16 protein-coding genes are annotated in these 19243 nt (G+C 72.8%); 3 read left to right on the forward strand and 13 right to left on the reverse strand.

The features are described from left to right. Positions 1-74: 74 nt before the first annotated feature. The 4 genes from AADR41_RS19405 to AADR41_RS19420 all read right to left on the reverse strand — a co-directional run bounded on the left by AADR41_RS19405 (position 75) and on the right by AADR41_RS19420 (position 4978). Positions 75-1298, reverse strand: coding sequence for a beta-ketoacyl-[acyl-carrier-protein] synthase family protein (locus AADR41_RS19405; RefSeq protein ID WP_342282676.1), 1224 nt, complete (start codon positions 1296-1298; stop codon positions 75-77). Continuing rightward, on the reverse strand, positions 1295-1573 hold the full coding sequence (locus tag AADR41_RS19410; RefSeq protein WP_342282677.1) for an acyl carrier protein: 279 nt from the start codon (positions 1571-1573) through the stop codon (positions 1295-1297). Before AADR41_RS19410 ends, AADR41_RS19405 begins: the two co-directional genes overlap by 4 nt. Positions 1574-1832: 259 nt before the next feature. After that, a complete protein-coding gene (locus AADR41_RS19415; protein ID WP_446751076.1) occupies positions 1833-3686 on the reverse strand; it encodes an acyl-CoA dehydrogenase family protein in 1854 nt (617 codons plus the stop codon). A gap of 14 nt (positions 3687-3700) precedes the next feature. Continuing rightward, positions 3701-4978, reverse strand: a complete 1278-nt coding sequence (locus tag AADR41_RS19420; RefSeq protein WP_342282678.1) for a beta-ketoacyl-[acyl-carrier-protein] synthase family protein — start codon at positions 4976-4978, stop codon at positions 3701-3703. A gap of 198 nt (positions 4979-5176) precedes the next feature. Here AADR41_RS19420 and AADR41_RS19425 point away from each other — a divergent pair, with 198 nt between their 5' ends. Further along, positions 5177-6469: a hypothetical protein gene (locus AADR41_RS19425; RefSeq protein ID WP_342282679.1), complete on the forward strand. Its 1293-nt coding sequence runs from the start codon at positions 5177-5179 to the stop codon at positions 6467-6469. 40 nt (positions 6470-6509) lie between these two features. On the opposite strand, the gene AADR41_RS19430 is transcribed toward AADR41_RS19425, so the two are convergent. From AADR41_RS19430 to AADR41_RS19450, 5 genes are all read right to left on the reverse strand, one after another. Beyond that, on the reverse strand, positions 6510-7442 hold the full coding sequence (locus tag AADR41_RS19430; RefSeq protein ID WP_342282680.1) for a carbohydrate kinase family protein: 933 nt from the start codon (positions 7440-7442) through the stop codon (positions 6510-6512). A gap of 695 nt (positions 7443-8137) precedes the next feature. Continuing rightward, positions 8138-8392: a type B 50S ribosomal protein L31 gene (locus AADR41_RS19435; protein ID WP_093540855.1), complete on the reverse strand. Its 255-nt coding sequence runs from the start codon at positions 8390-8392 to the stop codon at positions 8138-8140. Positions 8393-8577: 185 nt separating this feature from the next. Further along, a complete protein-coding gene (locus tag AADR41_RS19440) occupies positions 8578-9459 on the reverse strand; it encodes an ABC transporter substrate-binding protein (protein ID WP_342282681.1) in 882 nt (293 codons plus the stop codon). 161 nt (positions 9460-9620) lie between these two features. Next, positions 9621-10655, reverse strand: a complete 1035-nt coding sequence (locus AADR41_RS19445; RefSeq protein ID WP_342282682.1) for an alpha/beta hydrolase — start codon at positions 10653-10655, stop codon at positions 9621-9623. Positions 10656-10741: 86 nt separating this feature from the next. Further along, entirely contained in the window at positions 10742-11662 is a 921-nt protein-coding gene (locus AADR41_RS19450; protein ID WP_342282683.1) for a LysR family transcriptional regulator, read from the reverse strand. Positions 11663-11742: 80 nt separating this feature from the next. On the opposite strand from AADR41_RS19450, the gene AADR41_RS19455 reads away from it, so the two are divergent. Continuing rightward, positions 11743-12999, forward strand: coding sequence for an MFS transporter (locus AADR41_RS19455; protein WP_342282684.1), 1257 nt, complete (start codon positions 11743-11745; stop codon positions 12997-12999). Here the strand turns inward: AADR41_RS19455 and AADR41_RS19460 are convergent. From AADR41_RS19460 to AADR41_RS19470, 3 genes are all read right to left on the reverse strand, one after another. Continuing rightward, positions 12989-13306 carry a cupin gene (locus tag AADR41_RS19460; RefSeq protein WP_342282685.1) on the reverse strand — a complete coding sequence of 106 codons (318 nt, stop codon included), beginning with the start codon at positions 13304-13306 and terminating at the stop codon, positions 12989-12991. The genes AADR41_RS19455 and AADR41_RS19460 overlap by 11 nt on opposite strands. An 88-nt stretch (positions 13307-13394) precedes the next feature. Then, positions 13395-15017, reverse strand: a complete 1623-nt coding sequence (locus AADR41_RS19465) for a glycoside hydrolase family 13 protein (protein ID WP_342282686.1) — start codon at positions 15015-15017, stop codon at positions 13395-13397. Between the two features lie 108 nt (positions 15018-15125). Further along, on the reverse strand, positions 15126-15611 hold the full coding sequence (locus AADR41_RS19470) for a GNAT family N-acetyltransferase (RefSeq protein ID WP_342282687.1): 486 nt from the start codon (positions 15609-15611) through the stop codon (positions 15126-15128). 200 nt (positions 15612-15811) lie between these two features. On the opposite strand from AADR41_RS19470, the gene pgm reads away from it, so the two are divergent. Next, positions 15812-17452, forward strand: coding sequence for a phosphoglucomutase (alpha-D-glucose-1,6-bisphosphate-dependent) (gene pgm / locus AADR41_RS19475; RefSeq protein WP_342282688.1), 1641 nt, complete (start codon positions 15812-15814; stop codon positions 17450-17452). Positions 17453-17498: 46 nt separating this feature from the next. Here the strand turns inward: pgm and AADR41_RS19480 are convergent, their stop codons facing one another. After that, positions 17499-19172, reverse strand: coding sequence for a PHP domain-containing protein (locus AADR41_RS19480; RefSeq protein WP_342282689.1), 1674 nt, complete (start codon positions 19170-19172; stop codon positions 17499-17501). Between the last annotated feature and the right edge of the window lie 71 nt (positions 19173-19243).

Genomic DNA, 19243 nt, shown 5'->3' on the forward strand with positions numbered 1-19243 from the left:
GGGCGGTGTGGGGCCGGTGGTACGCCGGGCTGTTGTCCCGTCGCACCACCTGCCTGCTGCCTGCGGAACGGCTCTCAGGGACGCTGAAGAGCGAGTACGGCGTTGTGGCCGCCGAATCCGAAGGAATGGCTGACGGCGCGCCTGATGGGCCGCCGCAGAGGTTGCTCGGTGACACAGTCGATGTCGAACTCGGGCGCCGGGGCGTCCAGGTTGGCGATCGGTGGTACGACTCCGCGCTGGAGCGTGAGGACGGTGAGTCCGGCCTCGATCGCTCCGGCCGCTCCCATGCAGTGCCCCAGTACGCCCTTGGGCGCGGTGACGGGTGGCCGGTGCGGGTAGACCCGGGCGATCAGGGCGGCCTCGGTGGCGTCGTTGACCGGGGTCGCCGTGCCGTGCGCGTTGACGTGCTCGACGTCCTCGGCCGCCCAGCCCGCGTCGCGCAGCGCGGCCTCCACCGCCGCCTGGGCGACCACGCCCGACGGATGCGGGCTGATGGGGTGGTGGGCGTCGGTGGTGGCTCCGGTGCCGGCGAGCAGCGCCCGTGGGGCCGCGTCCCGGGCCCGGGCGTCGTCCGTCCGTTCCAGCACCATGACGGCCGCGCCCTCGCCCATGACCAGGCCGGCCCGGTCGGCCGCGAAGGGCCGGCACAGTCCGGCCGGGTCGCCGTCGCGCCGGGCCCCGGCCCCGGACCTGGCGAACGCGGCCATGGCGGCCGGGTAGACGATCGACTCGGTGGCTCCGGCGATCGCGATGTCGCACTGCCCGGTGACCAGCAGGTCGCGGGCGACGGACAGCGCGGTGGCGCCGGACGAGCAGGCGGTGCACGGTGCCAGGCTGGGGCCGGTGGCCCGCAGCTGGATCGCGATCTCGGCGGCGGGCATGTTCGGGATGGTGAGCAGGATGCCCGACGGTGAGGTGGCCCCGGCGCCGAGCCGGTCGAGCACGACGGCCTGCTCGGTCAGCGAGGCGGAGCCGCCGCTGCTGGTGCCGACGACCACCGCGACCCTGCTGCCGTCCCACCCGGCCGGGTCGAGTCCGGCGTCGGTGACCGCCTCGCGGGCGGCGAGGACGGCGAGTTTCACGTACTTCCCCATGCGGAAGGACGCCCGGCCGCCGATCGCGGCGTCCAGATCGATGCCGTCGACCATGCAGGCGAAGTCGATCGCGCATCCGTCGAGCCCGGCGACGGTGCGGGCCGGTGACAGGCCCGCGCACACGCCCCGCCAGGTGGATTCGGTGTCGTTGCCGACCGGGGTGATCATGCCCAGTCCGGTGACGGCGACGGCCGGCCTGTTCATCGGGCGTTGCTCATCGCTGCCCCGCCGCCCACCCGCGCCCCGCCGCCGGCCGCCGTGTCCATGAACCGGCTGATGTCGGCCAGCGTGGCGTTTTTGGGGAGTTGGTCGAAGTCCCGGTCGCCGCCGGTCGTGTCCCTGATGAGGACGGCGAACTCGGCGACGGCGAGGGAGTCCATCTCCAGGCTGTCCATCGTGGAGCCCGGGTGAATCTCTGCGGCGGGAACTTTGAAGGTGTGTGTCAGAACCTCGGTGATCTTGGGGTGAATCGCACTCATCAGCTTTCTCTCCATTATTCGGTCCGGCTGTCGGGCCGGCGGTGACACCGTCCCGACGCCGAATCAACTGGGTGGAGTGCCTCCAGTTACGCCTTGTGCCGAACCGATTCGGCAGCGCCCTCCTCGCGATCCCCGCACCACCGGGCCAGGACGGACGCCGTACCCCAGAAGGCCAGCAGGACAACACGCACACCGAGGGCCCCGGCGGTCTCCCTGAACCGACGGCCCCGGACAACTGTTCCTTTTCTCGTCATGGCCGTCACCGCTCGTCCCGAACCGTGTCCCGACCCCCGCCGGTCTGCCAGAAAGCCCCCGGATCGTCGTACGCGGCCACGTAGTCGGCGCCTGCGATCGGCCAGTCCGCGAGCAGTTCCGGCGGCAGCGCGAAGGAGTCGACCAGGGCGGGCAGATGGGCGGCGACGGTGGCGATCAGCTGCTCCACCCTGCCCGGCAGGCCGTTGACCTGGTCGGCGCTCAGCAGGCCCGCCGCCAGCAGGTCACCGCTGTTGCGGGCGATCCGGTCGAGCGCGAAGAGCCGTTCGAGCTCGCCGAGCCGGTCGCGGGCGGGCCCTTCCGGGAGCACGGCCACCGCCTCCGCGTACGCCTCGGCCGCCTGCCGCTGGGCGTGGGCCTCGACGCCGCGCAGGGCGGGCCCGGCCGCCGCGTTCCACCGCCCCAGCGGATCACCGTGCGGTGCGAGGCCCATCCGCTCCCGGGCCCGTTCGAACCAGATCCGCTCCAGCTCCGCGAGCAGCCCGCCGAGAAAGCCCGGGTCGTCGAGATCGCCGGGGCCGCCGCCGGACGAGGCCCCGGCGGCGGGTGCGGCGGCGAAGAGCATCTCCGCGGCCGCCTTGGCGTGGATGGCCAGATTGTCTCCCTCGGCGGTGATGGCGCCTTCCACCCCGGTGACGAGTTCGCTCATGCCGTTGTGTTCCAGGAGCGCCTGGGCGCCGCAGCGTTCACGGCATTCGACGATCACGGACCGGGCCTGCCAGGTGATCCACCCCTTGGCGACGGCGACCAGCCGCTCGGCCTCCTCCCGTCGCTCGCCCCGCTCCCAGCGGTCCAGGGCCCTGCGGTGCAGCAGGCTCATCGCGAAGACGGTGGCCATGGCCGCGGCGAGCGGGCCGTGGTGGCTGCGGTGGGCCATCACCGGCACCCGGTGCGAGCCGCGGGGGCCCGAGATGTACCGGTGACCGCCGTAGCGGACGGCGACCGCGAGCGTCGCGCGCGCACAGCCGACCGCGCAGGCCGTCATCGAGATCTTCCCGGAGGTGACGCGCCCGATCGACGCGAGGAAGCGCCGCCTGCGGTTGTCGACGGCACTGCTGAACTCCCCGTCGGCACCGACCCGTCCGTGGTCCCCGTCGAGCAGCGCGGCGCGTCCCACGAAGACCCGGTCGAATGAGGTCAGGCAGTGGTCCACCGGGCTGCCCGTACGGGTGGGGAGCATGCGGATGCGCACTCCGGGCAGCGGCTGTCGCTCGTCGGTGAGCGGCACGAGGAAGAGGAAGACCCCGTGGTCGGCGCCGTCGACGAGCAGGCGCGCGGCCACCAGCCCGGTCTTGGGGCCGCCGGCCGGACCGGTGTTGGGCATGAACTTCTGCGCCCCGGCGTGCGGGGTGCACAACACGAACCCGTCGCGCTCTCGGTCGTACGCGGCGGTGGTCTCGACGGCCGCGGCGTCATTGCCGTGTGCCACCTCCGTACAGAGAAAGGTGCCGGTGCGCCGCAGCCGCAGGAAGTCCGACAGATCGCGATCGCCGTCGCCACCGTGGTCGAGGAGGCTGCCGAGGAAGAGGTTGTAGTGGATCCCCGCCACCGTGGTGAGCGCCGGGTCCACCGGACCGAGCCATTCGTGCAGGGCGGCGAGGGCGCGGGGATCGGCGGCCAGCCGGGCCCCGCTGTCCAGGCAGTCGTTGAGGACGCGCAGCCGCTCGTACGTGAGGGCCAGGCGCTCCTCGGGGGTGCGGTCGTCCGGGCGGCGGAAGGGGGCGGTGCTGATCAGCCGCTGCCAGAAGCCGTGCTCCCGGCGGTGGTTGGCGCCGAGGAGCACATCGGTGAGGAGCTCCGTGGACCGTTCCGCGGAGGGACTGTCGATCGTTGCGGTCATGGAAAATATAACGATCAAGCAACGGCGAGGACACCCGGTCCCCTCCGCGGCGGGCCGTCCGCACCGGCGCGCTGGAAGGCGAGCACGACATTGTGTCCGCCGAAGCCGAAGGAGTGGCTCAGCGCCCGCTCGACCGGCTGGATCCGGGGCTCCTTGACCACACAGTCGAGGTCGAACCCGTCCGGCAGCGAGTCCAGGTTGGCGATCGGCGGGACGAGACCCCGCTCCAGGGTCAGTACGGTGGCGACCGCCTCGATCGCCCCGGACGCGGCGAGGGTGTGCCCGAGGACGCCCTTCGGCGCGGTCACCGAAGGTCGGTGCGGGAAGATCTCGGAGATCAGAGCGGTCTCCATCGCGTCGTTGAGCTGCGTCGACGTGCCGTGCGCGTTGATGTGGTCGACCTCGCCGGGCGCCCAGCCCGCCTCGCGCAGCGCCGCCCCGACGGCCTTGCGCGCACCGCCGCCCTCCGGGTCCGGGGCCGTGGGGTGGTGGGCGTCGGTGGCGGAGCCCGCACCGGTCAGCAGGGCGCGCGCCCGTCCGCCCCGGGCGTACGCGTCGGCCGTGCGTTCCAGTACGAGCACGGCCGCGCCCTCGCCGATCACGAACCCGTCCCGGTCCGCGGCGAACGGCCGCGAGGCACCCGCCGGATCACCGGTGCGCAGCGAGAGCGCGCCCATCCCCGCGAAGGCGCTCACCACCAGCGGGGTCAGTACGGCCTCCGCACCGCCCGCCACCACCACGTCGCACCGGTCGCTCAGCAGCAGGTCGCGGGCGACGGCGACGGCCGTCGCCCCGGACGCGCAGGCGGTCGCCGGGGCCAGGCTGGGGCCGTGGGCCCGCAGCGCGATGGCCAGCTCCCCGGCCGCCGCGTTGGGCATCATCATCGGAACCAGCAGCGGTGACACCGCGTCCGCTCCGCCGTCGTCGAGCCTGCGCACGTTGTCGACGAGCACGGACACCCCGCCCACCCCGACGCCGAGCACCACGGCGACCCGGTCGCCGTCCCACCGCTCCGGCGACAGCCCGGCGTCCGCCACGGCCTGGCGGGCGGCGACCAGCGCCATCTTCACGAACCGCGCCATCCGCCACACCGAACGCCCGCCGACCGCCGCGTCCAGGTCGATCCCGTCCACCGGGCAGCCGAAGTCGACCGGCAGCCCGGCCAGTTCCTCGCAGCCGCGGGCCGTGGAAACACCGGCGCACAGTCCCTCCCAGAGAGTGTGCTCGTCCGCGCCTGCGGGAGTCACCACCCCCAGCCCGGTCACCGCGACGCCCCTGTCGATCATCGTCATGTCCGCCCCCTCCTCCGTAATCGATCAGGCCTACTGGTTGTCGAACGGCAGTAGCCCCGGCGAGGATGCGGCCAATGAGCCGAAAGGGTCACGGATACCTCCGGCGGGCCGAACGGTGCCGCACGCCACGGTGACCCTGTTCACCCGTCCGCAGCAGCCCGCCGCGCCGTGCGCGACGGACGGCCGTCCCCTGGGGGAATGGCAGCGGATCACGATGAGTCGAAACCCCCGGACGAGCACACCGAACTGGATGCGCTGCGCGCCAGGGTGGCCGTGCTGGAGACCCGCGCCCCGGTCCGGCACCGGCCCGGGGCCCGCTCGTTCCTCGCCGTGCTGCTCATCGTCGTCGCGGCCGTCCTCACTCCGCTGAGCATCGTGTCGACCTGGGCGAAGAACCAGATCGGCGACACCGACAACTATGTGGCGATGATGACGCCGCTCGCCTCCGACCCCGATGTGCGGACCGCGGTGGCCGATCGCGTCACCGGTGCCGTCATGGGGCACCTGGATGTGAAGGCCCTGCTGGCCGATGTCTCCCCCGCGGACCGGCCGGTGCTCGACAAGGCGCTGTCGAAGCTGAGCGGCCCCCTCACCACGGGCATCTCGAACTTCGTGCGCGGGACGACGGAGAGGTTCGTCTCCAGCGACGCCTTCGCGAAGATCTGGACCGACCTCAACCGGTCCGCCCAGTCCGCCACGCTCAAGGCCCTTTCGGGAAGCGGCGGCGGGGCGGTGGAAATCACCGGGGACACCGTCACCATCGACCTCGCACCCGTCATCGACCGGGTGAAACAACGTCTCGTCGACCGGGGACTGGGCGTCGCGGCCAGGATCCCCGAGATCCACACCGATTTCACGGTGCTGACCTCCGACTCGGTCGGCAAGGCCAAGAAGTGGTTCCGGGCACTCCAGGTCATCGGGTTCTGGCTGCCGTTGGCGGCCCTGGTGCTGGCCGCGGGCGGGGTACTCCTCGCGGTCCGCCGCCGTCGCGCACTGGTCACGACGGCGCTCGCGGTCGCGGCCGGTGCCGCGGTGCTCGGTCTGGCCATCTGGGTGGGCCGGGCGTTCTATCTCGACAGCCTGCCGTCCGGGGTGTCCCAGCCCGCGGCCGGTGCGGTCTTCGACGCCCTCGCCGACCCGATGCGGGTCCTGGTCCGGATGGTCGTCACGCTCGGCATCGTGGTGGCGCTCGCCGCCTGGCTGACCGGTGACGGCCGCGCCGCCGGCCGCGTCATGGCGATGTGGAACGGCGGCATCGGCGCCGTCCGGGACGCGGCCGGGTTCACCGGCGGCCCGGTCGGCCGGTGGGTGCACCGCGCCAGGCGCCCGCTGAACTGGGCGGTCGTCGTGGTGGCCGCCGCCGTCCTGGTGGCCTGGGACCGGCCGACCGGGCTGGTCACGGTGTGGATCGCACTGTGTGCGCTGATCGTCCTCGCCGTCGTCGAGTTCCTCGACGACGACAGCAGCCCGCATCTGACGGTGCCCGGGTGACAAAGACTCCCGGGCACCGCCGTCCCCGGCCGGGGCGTGTTCAGCTCCGGTCGAGTGCCGCCCGCAGCTCCGCCCCGTCCGGCGGGTTGGCGCCGGCCCGGGCCACGGTCACCGCGGCGGAGGCCGCCGCGTGCCGCAGGACGTCGGCCACCCGGGTCCGGTCCAGCGTGCGCAGCCGCTCCCGGCCGTCCGCGCCGAGCAGCCCCTGCCCGGCCAGGGCGTGCAGGGTGCCCGACATGAAGGCGTCGCCCGCCCCCACCGTGTCCACGACCTCGGTGGGCAGCGCGTCGACCGTCACCCGCCCCCAGGGCAGTACGGCCAGTGCGCCGTCGCCGCCCCGGGTGACGAGGACGAGTGCCGGGCCGGTGGCGAGCCAGCGCCCGGCGACCCGCTCCGCATCCTGGCCCGGGTAGAGCCACTCCAGGTCCTCGTCGCTGGCCTTGACCACATCGCTGAGCGCGACGCACCGCTCGACCCGGCGGACGGCCGCGTCGTGGTCCCCCATCAGTTCGGGCCGCACATTGGGGTCGTAGCTGACCGTCGCGGACGTCCGCAGCGACTCCACCGCGCCGACGACGGTGGCCGCCCCCGGTTCCAGCACCGCCGCGACGGAACCGGTGTGCACGTGCCGGGGCTGCCGGTCCAGGGAGACCGGGCCCAGCGCCCAGGCGATGTCGAAGGTGTACGTGGCGCGGCCGTCGCCGTCCAGGGTGACGGCGGCGGCCGGGGTGGCGGAGGTGGCGTCGTCCGTGCGGACCTCGACGCCGGCACCGGCGAGATGGTCCCTGATCAGCCGGCCGTTGTCGTCGGGGCCGAGCTGGGTGAGCAGGGTGGTGGCGTGCCCGAGCCGGGCCAGGCCGTACGCGACGTTGGCCGGGCTGCCGCCCGGGTGGACCTGATCGGCCGCACCCGGCAGCCGGACGATGTCGGCGACGCTTTCGCCGATGACCAGCAGGTCGGTTCTGTCGAGCATGGGGGTGGGATCTCCTACAGTGCGGTGACGAAGGTGTCCTGGCAGGCGGCGCGGCCACCGAACACATTGAGCCCGATCCTGCCTCGTGTGTGGTGGGTGTCGGTCACATCGGCGACCGGGCTGCCCCCGGCGAACGCCTCGATCCGCCCGCCCCGGACCCCGATCCGCAGCGCGAGGCCGGCCCCGGTCCGGGCATGTGTCGGACACCCCCGGGCACCCGCGGGTTGCCGGACCGGTCGGTGGTGCAGGCGATGCCGTCCCGGTCGCCGAGGAAGTGCTCGGCCGCCGAGCCGTCGGTACTGGTAAGGCGACACGCACACACCGGTTCCCGCCGGCCCGGTCCGGGTGGTGGCCGGTGCGGTACGCGACCGTCCCCGGCCGGCCGCCGACGAGCCCGCCGGTGTCGTCCGGGTCCACCACGCACGAGCCGGACCAGGTGTGGCCGAAGTCGGAGACCGGGAGGGCGATGGGCAGCGCGCACCGGTGCAGGTGGTCGGTGGGGACGGCGTGCGCCCGCCGCCCGGAGTCCTGGTGGAAGCGGCGGCGGGCCGTGCTCCGGTTGCGCGCCTCGGTCACGCGCGTCAGTGCGATGTCGCGGCAAGTCGTGAGAGGTCGGCCGACGGTGTCGAGAGGTGTGACGGAGCAAGTCCCCCGCCCCTTCGGACAGGGGCGGGGGACTCGGGTCCGTACGCGGGTCAGGAGGCGTCCTCGCCCCCGTACCGGCGCTCGAACTTGGCGACCTGGCCCTCCGAGTCGACGACGCGCGCCTTCCCGGTGAAGAAGGGGTGACTCTCGGCGGAGATCTCCACGTCGATGACGGGGTAGCTGTTGCCGTCGTCCCAGTCGATCGTCTGCTCGCTCGACGCGGTGGACCGGGTCAGAAAGGCGTAGCCCGCCGAACGGTCTCGGAAGACGACGGGACGGTAGGAAGGGTGCTTGTCCTGCTGCATGCCTGCTCCTGGGGACGTACGCGGTCGGCGCGGGATGGTCCCGACCAGCCTGGCGAACCGGTACGCCCCGCGCGATCGGACACGTCCGTACGGGCGTCGGCGCGCGGGCGCACCGGTTCCGGAGCCCCTCCGCCCGGCATGCGGTGGCGCCTGCCGCGTGCCGGGCGCCCGGCAGGCGCCGGTGCTCAGCGCCCGGCCGCCTCCACCGCGTCGGCCACCAGGTTCAGGAAAGCGGCGTGGGCCCGCGCGCTGCACACCGGCTCCGGGTTCCACGGCACCACCCTGGCGGCCCCCTCGATCGCCGCCCAGTCGGGGTTGGTCCGCAACTCGTCCAGCGGTGTGGCGTTGGCCCGGATGTCGGCGAGCACCACCGCCGGGCGCAGCGCCGCCGCTTCCGCCCAGCCGACCGTGGACCAGTTCGCACCGGGCCCCTCGGCCGGCTCCACGAGGCCGACGCCGAGCTCGGCCAGCACCCGCAGCTCCGGCCACATCCGGGGGCGGGCGAGGTGGGTCTGTTCCTGGCCGGCCGGTGAGAGCGCGACGACCCGGGGGCCGTCCGCACCGGCGACGAGCGTGCTCAGCCGGTGCCGCGCGGCGTCCAGGTCCTGGGTGGCCGCATCCGGCTCCTCGGCCCCGAGCGAGCGGGCGAGCAGGGCGAACCGGTCGCCGATCTCGGCGAGAGAGCGCGCCTGGCCCACGTCGATGACGACGACCGGGACGTGCTCCTCCAGATGCTTGGCGGTCTCGGCGGCGAGCCCGTAGACATGACCGCCGCCGTAGCTGACCGCCACGACGAGGTCCGGCTCACCGCTCAGCAGGGTGTCCACGTCCAGGGTGCTGCCCGCGCCGAGGTAGCCGACCTCGGCCAAGGGCAGCGAACCGGTCTTCGCCGCGTCCGGCACGGCCCGGTCGTCGTGATCGGAGCCGAATATCGCACCGGGGCGTATTCCGTGGTCCCACAGGGTCGCGCCGGCCTGGACATAGGCGAGCACCCGCGCCGGGCGCCGCTCGGCCGTCGACAACTGTCCACGATCGTCGGAGAACTGCCACACGGTCTGCTCCCTCACGTCACACGTCCCTCGCCACCGGTCTCCGCACCCCGCTTCCCGGGGTCGTACACCAGTACCTGCCCAGCAGACTCCGGTGGCACCCCATCCGCCGGACGGTCGGCGGGGATGGCGCGAAGACGCCCCCGCACGAACGGTCGGCGCGATCGGCGGACGTCCCCTCAGCCCGGGTCGGTCATCTGCCGGGAGAGCCAGGCCAGGGCCGGCGGCATCCGGTATTCGACCGCGTGGTGCCCTCCGTCGAAGAGCTCGAAGCGTATGACCGCTTCGTCCACACCGGCCTCGGCCAGGGCGTCGCGGAAGGCCTGCGCCCCCAGGTCGAGGAACCATTCGTCGCGGGTGCCCGCGTCGATCCAGATCGCCCGCTGGGACCGCAGCGCCTCGGCGTGCGCCGGTGCCATCCGTACCGGGTCCCAATCCAGCCAGCGCTGCCAGATCTCCGGCAGGAGCGCGCCCGTTCGCGGGTCGAAGGGCAGCTGCGGGGTGCCGTCCGCGGCGGGCGAGAAGCAGGACGAGACGCCGAGCAGTTCGAGCAGCCGCAGGTCCTCGTCCCTGGTGAAGGCGACGCGTGAGCGGAAGTCGTCCCACCAGCGGAGGATGTCGCCGTCGTAGGCCCTCAAGTGCCTTGCAGCCATGAGGAAATGGGGAATGTACTGGGCCTCCGACAGCGAGTCGCCCGAGTGGGTCGCGAACGCGCCGAACAGGTCGGGCCTGAGCATCGGCGTGATCATCGCGCCGAGTCCGCCGCTCGACTTCCCCGCCAGCGCCCGGTGTTCGCGGTCGGCGAGCGTGCGGTAGCGGGCGTCGACCCACGGCACGATCTCCTCGCAGAGGTACGAGTGGTAGCGGCCGGTACCCGGCGAGTCGACGTACTGACTGCCGCCGTACGTGGTCCAGGCGTCCACGAACACCAGCACCATCGGCGGGGCATCGCCGCGGGCGAAGATCCCGTCCACGAGCTCGGGCACCGGCTGACGGTAGGGGGTGCGGTTGCGCCAGACCGGGAGCGTTCCGGCGTAGCCGAGCAGGAGGTACGTGACGGGGTACCGGCGCCCGGGATCGGTGTCGTAGCCGGGCGGGGTGTAGACCCACAGCGGCCGCTGCGCCGGGTCGCCCAGCGGGTTGTCGCGCAGCAGCGCGCTGTCGATGACGTGCTCGTCGATGCGGCCTGCGAGCGCGGTGGGCCATGGGGCCATCGGAACCTCCTCGGGAGCGGAGGCTCGAGGTTACTACGATTTCAAATTATATGAATTGGAAATACCTATGGGATCCGAAGTCTCGATCACGCACCCCGGCCACCGGGACCGAGTGCCTGAGCCGGCCGCGTCGCACCGGGATCCACCCCGAGCCCCGCGAGGAACGCCGCGGCGGCCGGGGTGGGACGGAAGCGGCTCCACACCAGGCGCTCGGTGCGCGCGGGGGCGTCGTGGACGGAGAGCACGTGCACGCCGGTCAGCTCCGCCGCGAAGGCGGCCGGCAGCATGGCGATGCCGAGCCCGCTGCGCACCAGCCGGACGATGAAGTCGGTGCCGCTGACCTCGAAGGCCACCTCACGGGTGAGGCCCATCGCCGCGAACGCCTCCTCCGACTGCGCCCGGGCCGCGGTGCCGTCCGGGTAGTCGACGAACATCTCCTGCGCCAGCCGGTCCAGGCCCACCTCCGCCTGCCCGGCCAGGGCGTGGGTGGGCGCCACGACGGCGACCAGTTCGCCCGTGGCGAGCTCGTGATCGCTCACGCCCTTGGGCCGGTAGCTGGGCAGCACCCCCAGGAACGCCACGTCGAGCGTCCCGTCCCGTACCTCCTGGGCCAGGTCCTTGCTCGCCCCGTCCCGCAGCACGATGCGCACCTTCGGGTGGCGGAGGTGGAAGGCCTGCAGCGCGGCCGGGATGTCGACCGCGGAGACGGTCGGGATGGAGCCGACCGCGAGACGGCCGCTGACCTCCCCCGCCGTCGCGGCGACCTCGGCGCGGGCCCGCTCCGCCGCGTCCAGCGCCTGCCGGGCCTCCGGCAGGAACACCTCGCCCGCCGCGGTGAGCCGTACCCGGCGGCTGGTGCGGTCGAAGAGCCGGGCCCCCAGCTCCTTCTCCAGCCGGGCGATCTGATGGCTCAACGCGGACTGGACGACCAGGCACCGCTTCGCGGCGCGGGTGAAGCTGCCCAGTTCCGCCACCGCGACGACGTACCGCATCTGCTGAAGTTCCATCCATCCATCGTGAACCACGATCGATGGAATGAAAAACATGTGTTGGACTCATGGATGGCCGGTCCCCGAGGCTGGGGCACATGGCTCACACCACTCATGAAACCCGCAGCAGGGCCGTGCCCCGCACCACGCCCCCGCAGCCCGCCCTCGGCCGCGGTCTGGTTCTGCTGATGGCCCTCGCCGCCGCTCTCTCCTGCGCCGGCAACTACTTCGCACAGCCGCTCCTCGACGTCATCGAGAGCAATCTGCACATAGGTGTCACCGCTGCGGGGCTGATCGTGACCGCCGCCCAGGCCGGGTACGCGCTGGGGCTGATCCTGCTCGTCCCGCTCGGGGACGTCATGGACCGGCGGCGGCTCGCCGTGGGCCTGTTCGCCCTGACCGCCTTCTTCCTCCTGGCGACGGCCGCCGCCCCCACCGGACCGCTGCTGATCGCCGGTACGCTGCTGACCGCGCTGACCTCCGTCGGGGCCCAGGTCGTGGTGCCGTTCGCGGCGGCCCTCGCGGCTCCGGCCGAACGCGGCAGGATCGTCGGCGTCGTCATGTCCGGTGTGCTGCTGGGCGGGCTGTTCGGACGGCTGGCCGCCGGTGCGCTCTCCGAGTTCGGCGGCTGGCGGACCGTGTACTGGGTCAACGCGCTGCTCATGGCCGTCATGGCGGTACTCCTGCACAAGCGGCTGCCCCGCCTGCCCCGGACGGGCGACGCCGCCCTGTCGTACACCGGGCTGCTGCGCTCCACGCTGGCCCTGCTGCGAGAGGAACCCGTGCTGCGCCGGCGGGCGGCCATCGGCGCGTTCTCCATGGCCTCGTACAGCGTGCAGCTGACCGCGCTGACGTTCCTGCTGACCCGGTCGCCCTTCGGGTGGAACGCGGCCGCCATCGGGCTCTTCGGTCTGGTGGGCGTCATCGGCGTGGTGGGCATGAACATCGGGGCCCGGCTGAGCGACCGCGGCCGGGTGCAGGCCGTGTCGGGAACGGCTGCCGCGCTGCTCACGCTCGCCTGGCTGCCGCTGCTGGCCGGTGAACGGTCGCTGCTGTGGCTGACGGTCGGCGTGATCCTGCTGAACATCGCCCAGCAGGCGGGGCTCAACAGCAGCCAGAACGTGATCTACGCGCTCCGTCCGGAGGCCCGCAACCGCATCAACTCCGCGTTCATGACGCTCTTCTTCATGGGTGGGGCGGCCGGTGCGGCGCTGGCCTCGGTGGTCTGGTCCCGGGCCGGCTGGAGCGGCATCTGCCTCCTGGGCGGCGCCCTCGCCGCCGGCAGCCTCGTGCTCTGGGTCCTGGAGCGCACCCGGACGGCCTTTGCCGCGCGCCCCGGCGCCGTCAGTCGTTGACGGCGGTCAGCAGCACCACGGCGTCCTCCAGCGCCAGCAGCCCGTGCCGCTCCTGCGGGATCGGGTGCAGCCCTCCGGCCCCCAGCTCCACATCGCCCGAGGCCGCCGTGAGCCGGACCCGGCCGCGCAGCACCTGGAGGGAGGCCGCGGCGGGGGCGTTGTGCTCGTCGAGGGCGGAGCCCCGGGTGAGGGCGATGACGGTCTGCCTCAGGGGTTCCTCGTGCAGCAGACGGTGGGCGCTGCGGCCGTGCGCGGAGGTCCGGGCCGCGGCCAGATGCTCGTCGGCGAGGGCATTCAGATCGTCCATGTGCCCACTGTGCCGCAGTGCCCGTCACTCCGCGATCCTGGCATTGGCCCGGGTGGGCGGATCGTCCGCCCACCCGACGGGGGCGGCCCTACGGCCGCAACCAGGCCGCGGTGTCCCGCGGGAGCCGTCCCTGCCCGTCCAGCGGTCCGCTGAGGAGGAGGATGTCCGTGTGTCCGGGCAGTTCCACAGGCCCCTCCCCCAGATTGACCACGCAGACCGGTCCGCCGGTCCGGGCGAAGGAGAGCACACCGGGTGCGGAGGGCAGCCAGGTCAGCTGCCGTCCCCCGGCCCCCGCCGTGCGGAAGCCGGGCTCGGTCCGGCGCAGCCGCAGCGCCTCGCGGTAGAGGCTGAGCATCGACTCGGGGTCGGTGCGCTGCCGGTCGGCGGCGTACGAACTCCAGTCGGCCGGCTGCGGAAGCCATGGCTCCGTGGTGCAGCCGAATCCGGCGTACGGCGCCCGCTCGGACCACGGCAGCGGTACCCGGCATCCGTCGCGGCCCGGGTCGGTGCCGCCCGAGCGCAGATGCATCGGGTCCTGGATCCGGTCGCGCGGGATGTCGGCCTCCGGAAGTCCCAGTTCCTCGCCCTGGTAGAGGTAGACCACGCCGGGCAGGGCGAGCGACAGCAGTGCCGCGGCGCGGGCCCGCCGGCCGCCCAGTGCCAGGTCCGTCGGCGTGCCGAAGGCTTTGGTGGGGAAGGCGAATCCGGTGTCCTCGCGGCCGTACCTGGTGGCGGTCCGGGTCACGTCGTGGTTGCACAGGACCCAGGTGGCGGGGGCACCGACCGCGGCGTGTTCGGCGAGCGTGTCGTCGATCGTGGAGCGCAGCCTGCCGGCCTCCCAGGGGCAGGCCAGGAAGTTGAGGTTGAAGGCGGTGTGCAGTTCGTCCGGGCGCAGATAGCGGGCAAAGCGCTCGCTGTCCGGGAGCCAGACCTCACCGACGAAGACCGCCCCGTACTCGTCGGCGACGGCCCGCCAGGAGCGATAGATGTCATGGAGTTCGTCGCGGTCGGAGAACGGGTGCGGGTCGCGGCCCTCGACGAAGTCGGGCAGCGCGGGGTCCTTGGCGAGCAGGGCCGCCGAGTCGATCCGTACGCCCGACACACCCCGCTCGAACCAGAAGCGGAGCACGTCTTCGTGTTCCTGGCGGACCGTCGGGTGTGCCCAGTTGAGGTCGGGTTGCTGCGCGGCGAACAGGTGCAGGTACCACTGGCCGTCCGGGAGCCTGGTCCATGGGACGCCGCCGAATTCGGAGACCCAGTCGTTGGGCGGCAGTTCGCCGTTCGGGCCGCGCCCGGTCCGGAAGTGGAACAGTTCCCGCTCGGGGCTGCCGGGCCCGGCGGCGAGGGCCGCGCGGAACCACGCGTGCTGGTCGGAGACATGGTTGGGGACGATGTCGACGATCGTGCGGATGCCCAGTTCACGGGCGTCCGCGATCAGTCCCTCGGCCTCGGTGAGGCTGCCGAACGCGGGATCGATGGCGCGGTAGTCGGCCACGTCGTATCCGCCGTCGGCGAGCGGCGACAGATACCAGGGGGTGAACCAGATCGCGTCCACACCCAGTTCGACGAGGTGCGGCAGCTTGGCGCGTACGCCCGCGAGATCGCCGGTTCCGTCACCGTCGCCGTCGGCGAAGCTGCGTACGTAGATCTGGTAGATGGCGGCGTCCCGCCACCAGTCCACGGCGACCCGGGGCGCGGGGGCGGCTGCCACGTGGGCCTTCCTTTCGCGGGGAGTTGACACGGAGTCGTCGGCCGGAACTCCACCGGCGCGTGCCACACTCAACCACCGCACACGGTGGAGATCAACGTCTCGGGTGGATCACGCGCTGTCGGCCGTCCACCGGTACCGGACGTCCGGTACCCGCTCCTCGTTGCGGCTGCCGTCGTCGAACTCGACGGCGGTGAAGCCGTGCCGCTCGTAGAAGGCCCTGGCGTCCGCATTGCGCTGGAAGACGTACAGCGTGAGCTCACCGGCCGCGAGCCGGCGCGCCTCGGCCAGGAGCAGTGAGCCGATGCCCCGGCGCCGGGCGTCGGGGCGCAGGTACAGGTGTTCCAGCTCGGTTCCGTCGAGGGAGGCGAAGCCCAGCAGTTCCCCGCCGCCGGTCTCGGCGATCCGCACCGTCGTGCCGGGCAGCACCACATGGGTCATCCAGGCGAGTGTGTCCTCGTCGCTGTGGACCTTCGGCAGATACGGCATCGACGCGGCGCGCGAGTCGAGGAAGAGCCGGGTCAGCGGCCCGGCGTCCGCCGCGGTGGCCTCGCGCAGTCGTACCCGGCCGTCCGGCCCGAAATCGTCTCGTGACATCTCGTCTCTCCTGGTCCGGCCGGAAGCCCGCCGTCGCACGCGATCCGCGGTGAACCGCTCGTGGTCGCGGACGAACCTATGCCGGGGTCCTGCCCGGCCGCCAGCGGAATTCGGCGGGGCAGTCACGGGCCGGCGCGGGCCACCCGCGAAAATGTGACGGGGGAACACCGAACGACCGACCGATACGGAGGAGTGGGCAGATGCCGCACGAACGAGCTGGACAGCCGGCCCGGCCGGAGGATCTCATCGATGTGGCCCGGCTGGTGACGTCGTACTACACACTGCACCCGGACCCGGCCGAGCCGGACCAGCGGGTGGCGTTCGGCACCTCCGGTCACCGCGGGTCGTCCACGGCCACCGCGTTCAACGAGGACCACATCGCCGCCACCAGCCAGGCCATCAGCGAGTACCGGGCCCTGCAGGGCACCGACGGGCCGCTCTTCCTCGGCGCCGACACCCACGCGCTGTCGGAACCGGCCCGGATCACCGCCATCGAGGTGTTCGCCGCCAATGACGTGACCGTGCTCATCGATCCGGCCGACGGCTACACCCCGACCCCGGCCGTCTCGCACGCGATTCTCGGCCACAACCGGGGCCGGACGGCCCGGCTCGCCGACGGTGTGGTGGTCACTCCGTCCCACAACCCGCCCGGTGACGGCGGGTTCAAGTACAACCCGCCGAACGGCGGCCCGGCCGGATCCGATGCCACGGGCTGGATCCAGGAGCGGGCCAACGAGATCATCGCCGCCGGGATGAAGGACGTGCGCCGGCTGCCGTACGCCCGCGCACGGGCGGCGTCGACCACCGGGACGTACGACTTCCTCGGCAGTTACGTGGACGACCTGCCGTCCGTGCTCGACCTGGACGCGGTCCGGGCGGCCGGGGTACGCATCGGTGCCGACCCGCTGGGCGGCGCGTCGGTGGCGTACTGGGGGCGGATCGCCGAGCAGCACCGGCTCGATCTGACGGTCGTCAATCCACTGGCCGATCCCACCTGGCGGTTCATGACGCTGGACTGGGACGGAAAGATCCGGATGGACTGCTCGTCGCCGTACGCGATGGCCTCGCTGATCGGGCAGCGCGACCGCTACCAGATCGCGACCGGGAACGACGCCGACGCCGACCGGCACGGCATCGTGACACCGGACGCCGGGCTGATGAACCCGAACCACTACCTCGCCGTCGCCATCGACTACCTGTACGCCCACCGGGAGCAGTGGCCCGCGGCCGCGGGGGTCGGCAAGACGCTGGTGTCCTCGGGAATGATCGACCGGGTCGCCGCCGGTCTCGGCCGTGAGCTGGTCGAGGTGCCGGTCGGCTTCAAGTGGTTCGTGGACGGCCTGGTCGGCGGCTCGCTCGGGTTCGGCGGCGAGGAGTCCGCCGGGGCCTCCTTCCTGCGCCGCGACGGTTCGGTGTGGACGACCGACAAGGACGGCATCATTCTGGCGCTGCTCGCCTCGGAGATCCTCGCGGTGACCGGAAGGTCGCCGTCCGAGCACTACGCCGCGCTCACCGCCCGGTTCGGCGAGCCGGCGTACGCCCGGATCGACGCTCCCGCCGACCGCGCGCAGAAGGCGGTGCTCGCGCGCCTCTCCCCCGAGCAGGTCACGGCCGACACGCTGGCCGGTGAGCCGGTCACGGCCGTGCTGACGGAGGCGCCCGGCAACGGCGCGCCGATCGGCGGCATCAAGGTGACCACCGAGAACGCCTGGTTCGCGGCGCGCCCCTCGGGCACCGAGGACGTGTACAAGATCTACGCGGAGTCGTTCCTGGGCACCGGCCATCTCGGCCGGGTGCAGGAGGAGGCCAGGGCCGTGGTCTCGGCGGCGCTGGGGTCCTGAGCCGGGCCGGGGCGGCCCGCGGGCCGCCCCGGCCGTTCGCGCGGGTTCAGCGCACCACGTCCACGAAGACCGGGTTGGTGTAGAACCAGGTGTCCAGCCACGGGTTGCCCTGTCCCGGCTCGTGCGGCAGCGGTCCGTGCGGGTCGATCGCCGAGCCGAGGAAACCCGCCCCGTGTCGCCTGCCGTCGCTGCCGCGCAGCCGCAGATAGAACGGCTCGTCCGCGCGCCCGACCGGGATACGCAGGGTGTACGTGCCCCGGCGGCCCGAGACGTCGGCGGTGTGGGCGAGCCGGGTGTCGGGGGCGTGCCAGTCGTCGCGGTCGGCGGCCGGGCCGCGGACCGCGCCGCGGATGACGTCGATGTGTTCCAGCCGCGGCAGCACACCGTACGGGTTGCGGCGGGAGGCGGCGGTCACCGTGACGGTGAGGGTGAGCCGCTCGCCCCGCCCGGCGCGCAGCCGGCCGCCGAGCGTGGCGCTGTTGCCGTGCTCGCCGCGCACCTTGACGTCGATTCCGTCGATGAGATGGCCGTGGTCGACCCAGACCCGGCCGGCCCGCAGCCCCTCCATCACGTTGCGGTAGCCGTACCGGGTGACGCCGACGTGTGTACGGCTGAACTGGCCGGGCCAGAAGTCGCCGCCGGGCTGCGGTTCGGTGGTGTCGTACGGGTCGGGGAGGCGACCGGTGTTGTCGAAGTCCCGGCCGGGCGGCCACTCGCCGTTGACCCAGGTGTCCTGGGCGACGCGGTGCACGTCGGAGTTGGAGGTGATCGTGAAGAGCTTGCCCTCCGCCAGCATCGCGTCCCACAGGCCGCCGACGGTCGCGGTCGCCCAGTCGAAGCCGCCGTAGGTGACGTATGCCTCGCGCGGGTAGCCGGGCCAGGAGTCGGCGGAGGGTGAATTCGTGTACTCGCCGCGGACGTTGGTGTCCGGGTGCCAGCCCGGGATCGCACCGGCCTGGGCGCCGGGGGCACCCTCCATGCCGATCATGATCCCGGGTGCGGCGTCGCGCCAGCCGCGCATCTCGTGCGGGGAGTCGATGCCCAGGCGCATGGGGTGGTTGGCGAGGACGAGTACGTCGTCGACGTACCGGGTGCGGCGCTGTTCGGCCAGCCACTTGAGGGCCTTGACGGCGTGCGCCTCGTTGCGCGGGGTGTCGGGGTGCGTCGGGCCACCGGCCGTCCAACCGAGCAGCTTGCCGTCGAAGGCCTCCTCGAAGCGGGTGAGGAGCTCGACCTCGTGCCGTCCGGGCGGCGAGAAGACGGTGCAGTGCTCGGCGCCGGGGATGTACCACTCCAGCCCCTGGAAGATCAGCATGCGCTTGTTGTCGGCGCGGGCCCTGAGGATCTCCCGGTGCTCCTGCGCGGCACCCGACCCGGCGTGGCCGACGTTGCTGTGCTCGGTGAAGACCATCCAGTCGAGGCCGAACTTCTGTCCTGCCGAGGCGAGCTGGGAGAACGTGTACTTGGCGTCGTGACTGTAGACCGAGTGGTTGTGGTGGTCACCGACCAGATAGACGAGATCAGGGGCGTGGCCACGTCCGTGCCCGTGGGACCGTCCTCCCCGGCTGTCGGCCAGCGCGGGCAGCGGCAGCGAGGCGGCGGCGAAGGCCGCGCCGAACAGACCGGCGCGGCGCATCAGCCCCCGGCGGCTGAGGCCCTGGGGGTCGAGCGACTCCGCGGGAACCTGGGGATCGGCCCATTCGGGCACGGGGTGGGACATGACGCGTCGTTCTCCTTCGTGCGGGCGGCGACGGTCCGGGGCCGGACCGCGGGGCCGCCGACAGAAGGATT

This window comes from Streptomyces sp. CLV115 (assembly GCF_038448545.1).
Taxonomy (GTDB): Bacteria; Actinomycetota; Actinomycetes; order Streptomycetales; family Streptomycetaceae; genus Streptomyces; species Streptomyces sanglieri.

Coding starts and splice junctions, on each gene's coding strand:
- AADR41_RS19410 (WP_342282677.1), bottom strand. CDS start 1,573: ATGAGTGCGATTCACCCCAAGATCACCGAGGTTCTGACACACACCTTC.
- AADR41_RS19430 (WP_342282680.1), bottom strand. CDS start 7,442: ATGCTCGACAGAACCGACCTGCTGGTCATCGGCGAAAGCGTCGCCGAC.
- AADR41_RS19425 (WP_342282679.1), top strand. CDS start 5,177: ATGGCAGCGGATCACGATGAGTCGAAACCCCCGGACGAGCACACCGAA.
- AADR41_RS19445 (WP_342282682.1), bottom strand. CDS start 10,655: ATGGCCCCATGGCCCACCGCGCTCGCAGGCCGCATCGACGAGCACGTC.
- AADR41_RS19415 (WP_446751076.1), bottom strand. CDS start 3,686: ATGACCGCAACGATCGACAGTCCCTCCGCGGAACGGTCCACGGAGCTC.
- AADR41_RS19405 (WP_342282676.1), bottom strand. CDS start 1,298: ATGAACAGGCCGGCCGTCGCCGTCACCGGACTGGGCATGATCACCCCG.
- AADR41_RS19420 (WP_342282678.1), bottom strand. CDS start 4,978: ATGACGATGATCGACAGGGGCGTCGCGGTGACCGGGCTGGGGGTGGTG.
- AADR41_RS19480 (WP_342282689.1), bottom strand. CDS start 19,172: ATGTCCCACCCCGTGCCCGAATGGGCCGATCCCCAGGTTCCCGCGGAG.
- AADR41_RS19460 (WP_342282685.1), bottom strand. CDS start 13,306: ATGGACGATCTGAATGCCCTCGCCGACGAGCATCTGGCCGCGGCCCGG.
- pgm (WP_342282688.1), top strand. CDS start 15,812: ATGCCGCACGAACGAGCTGGACAGCCGGCCCGGCCGGAGGATCTCATC.
- AADR41_RS19470 (WP_342282687.1), bottom strand. CDS start 15,611: ATGTCACGAGACGATTTCGGGCCGGACGGCCGGGTACGACTGCGCGAG.
- AADR41_RS19435 (WP_093540855.1), bottom strand. CDS start 8,392: ATGCAGCAGGACAAGCACCCTTCCTACCGTCCCGTCGTCTTCCGAGAC.
- AADR41_RS19450 (WP_342282683.1), bottom strand. CDS start 11,662: ATGGAACTTCAGCAGATGCGGTACGTCGTCGCGGTGGCGGAACTGGGC.
- AADR41_RS19455 (WP_342282684.1), top strand. CDS start 11,743: ATGGCTCACACCACTCATGAAACCCGCAGCAGGGCCGTGCCCCGCACC.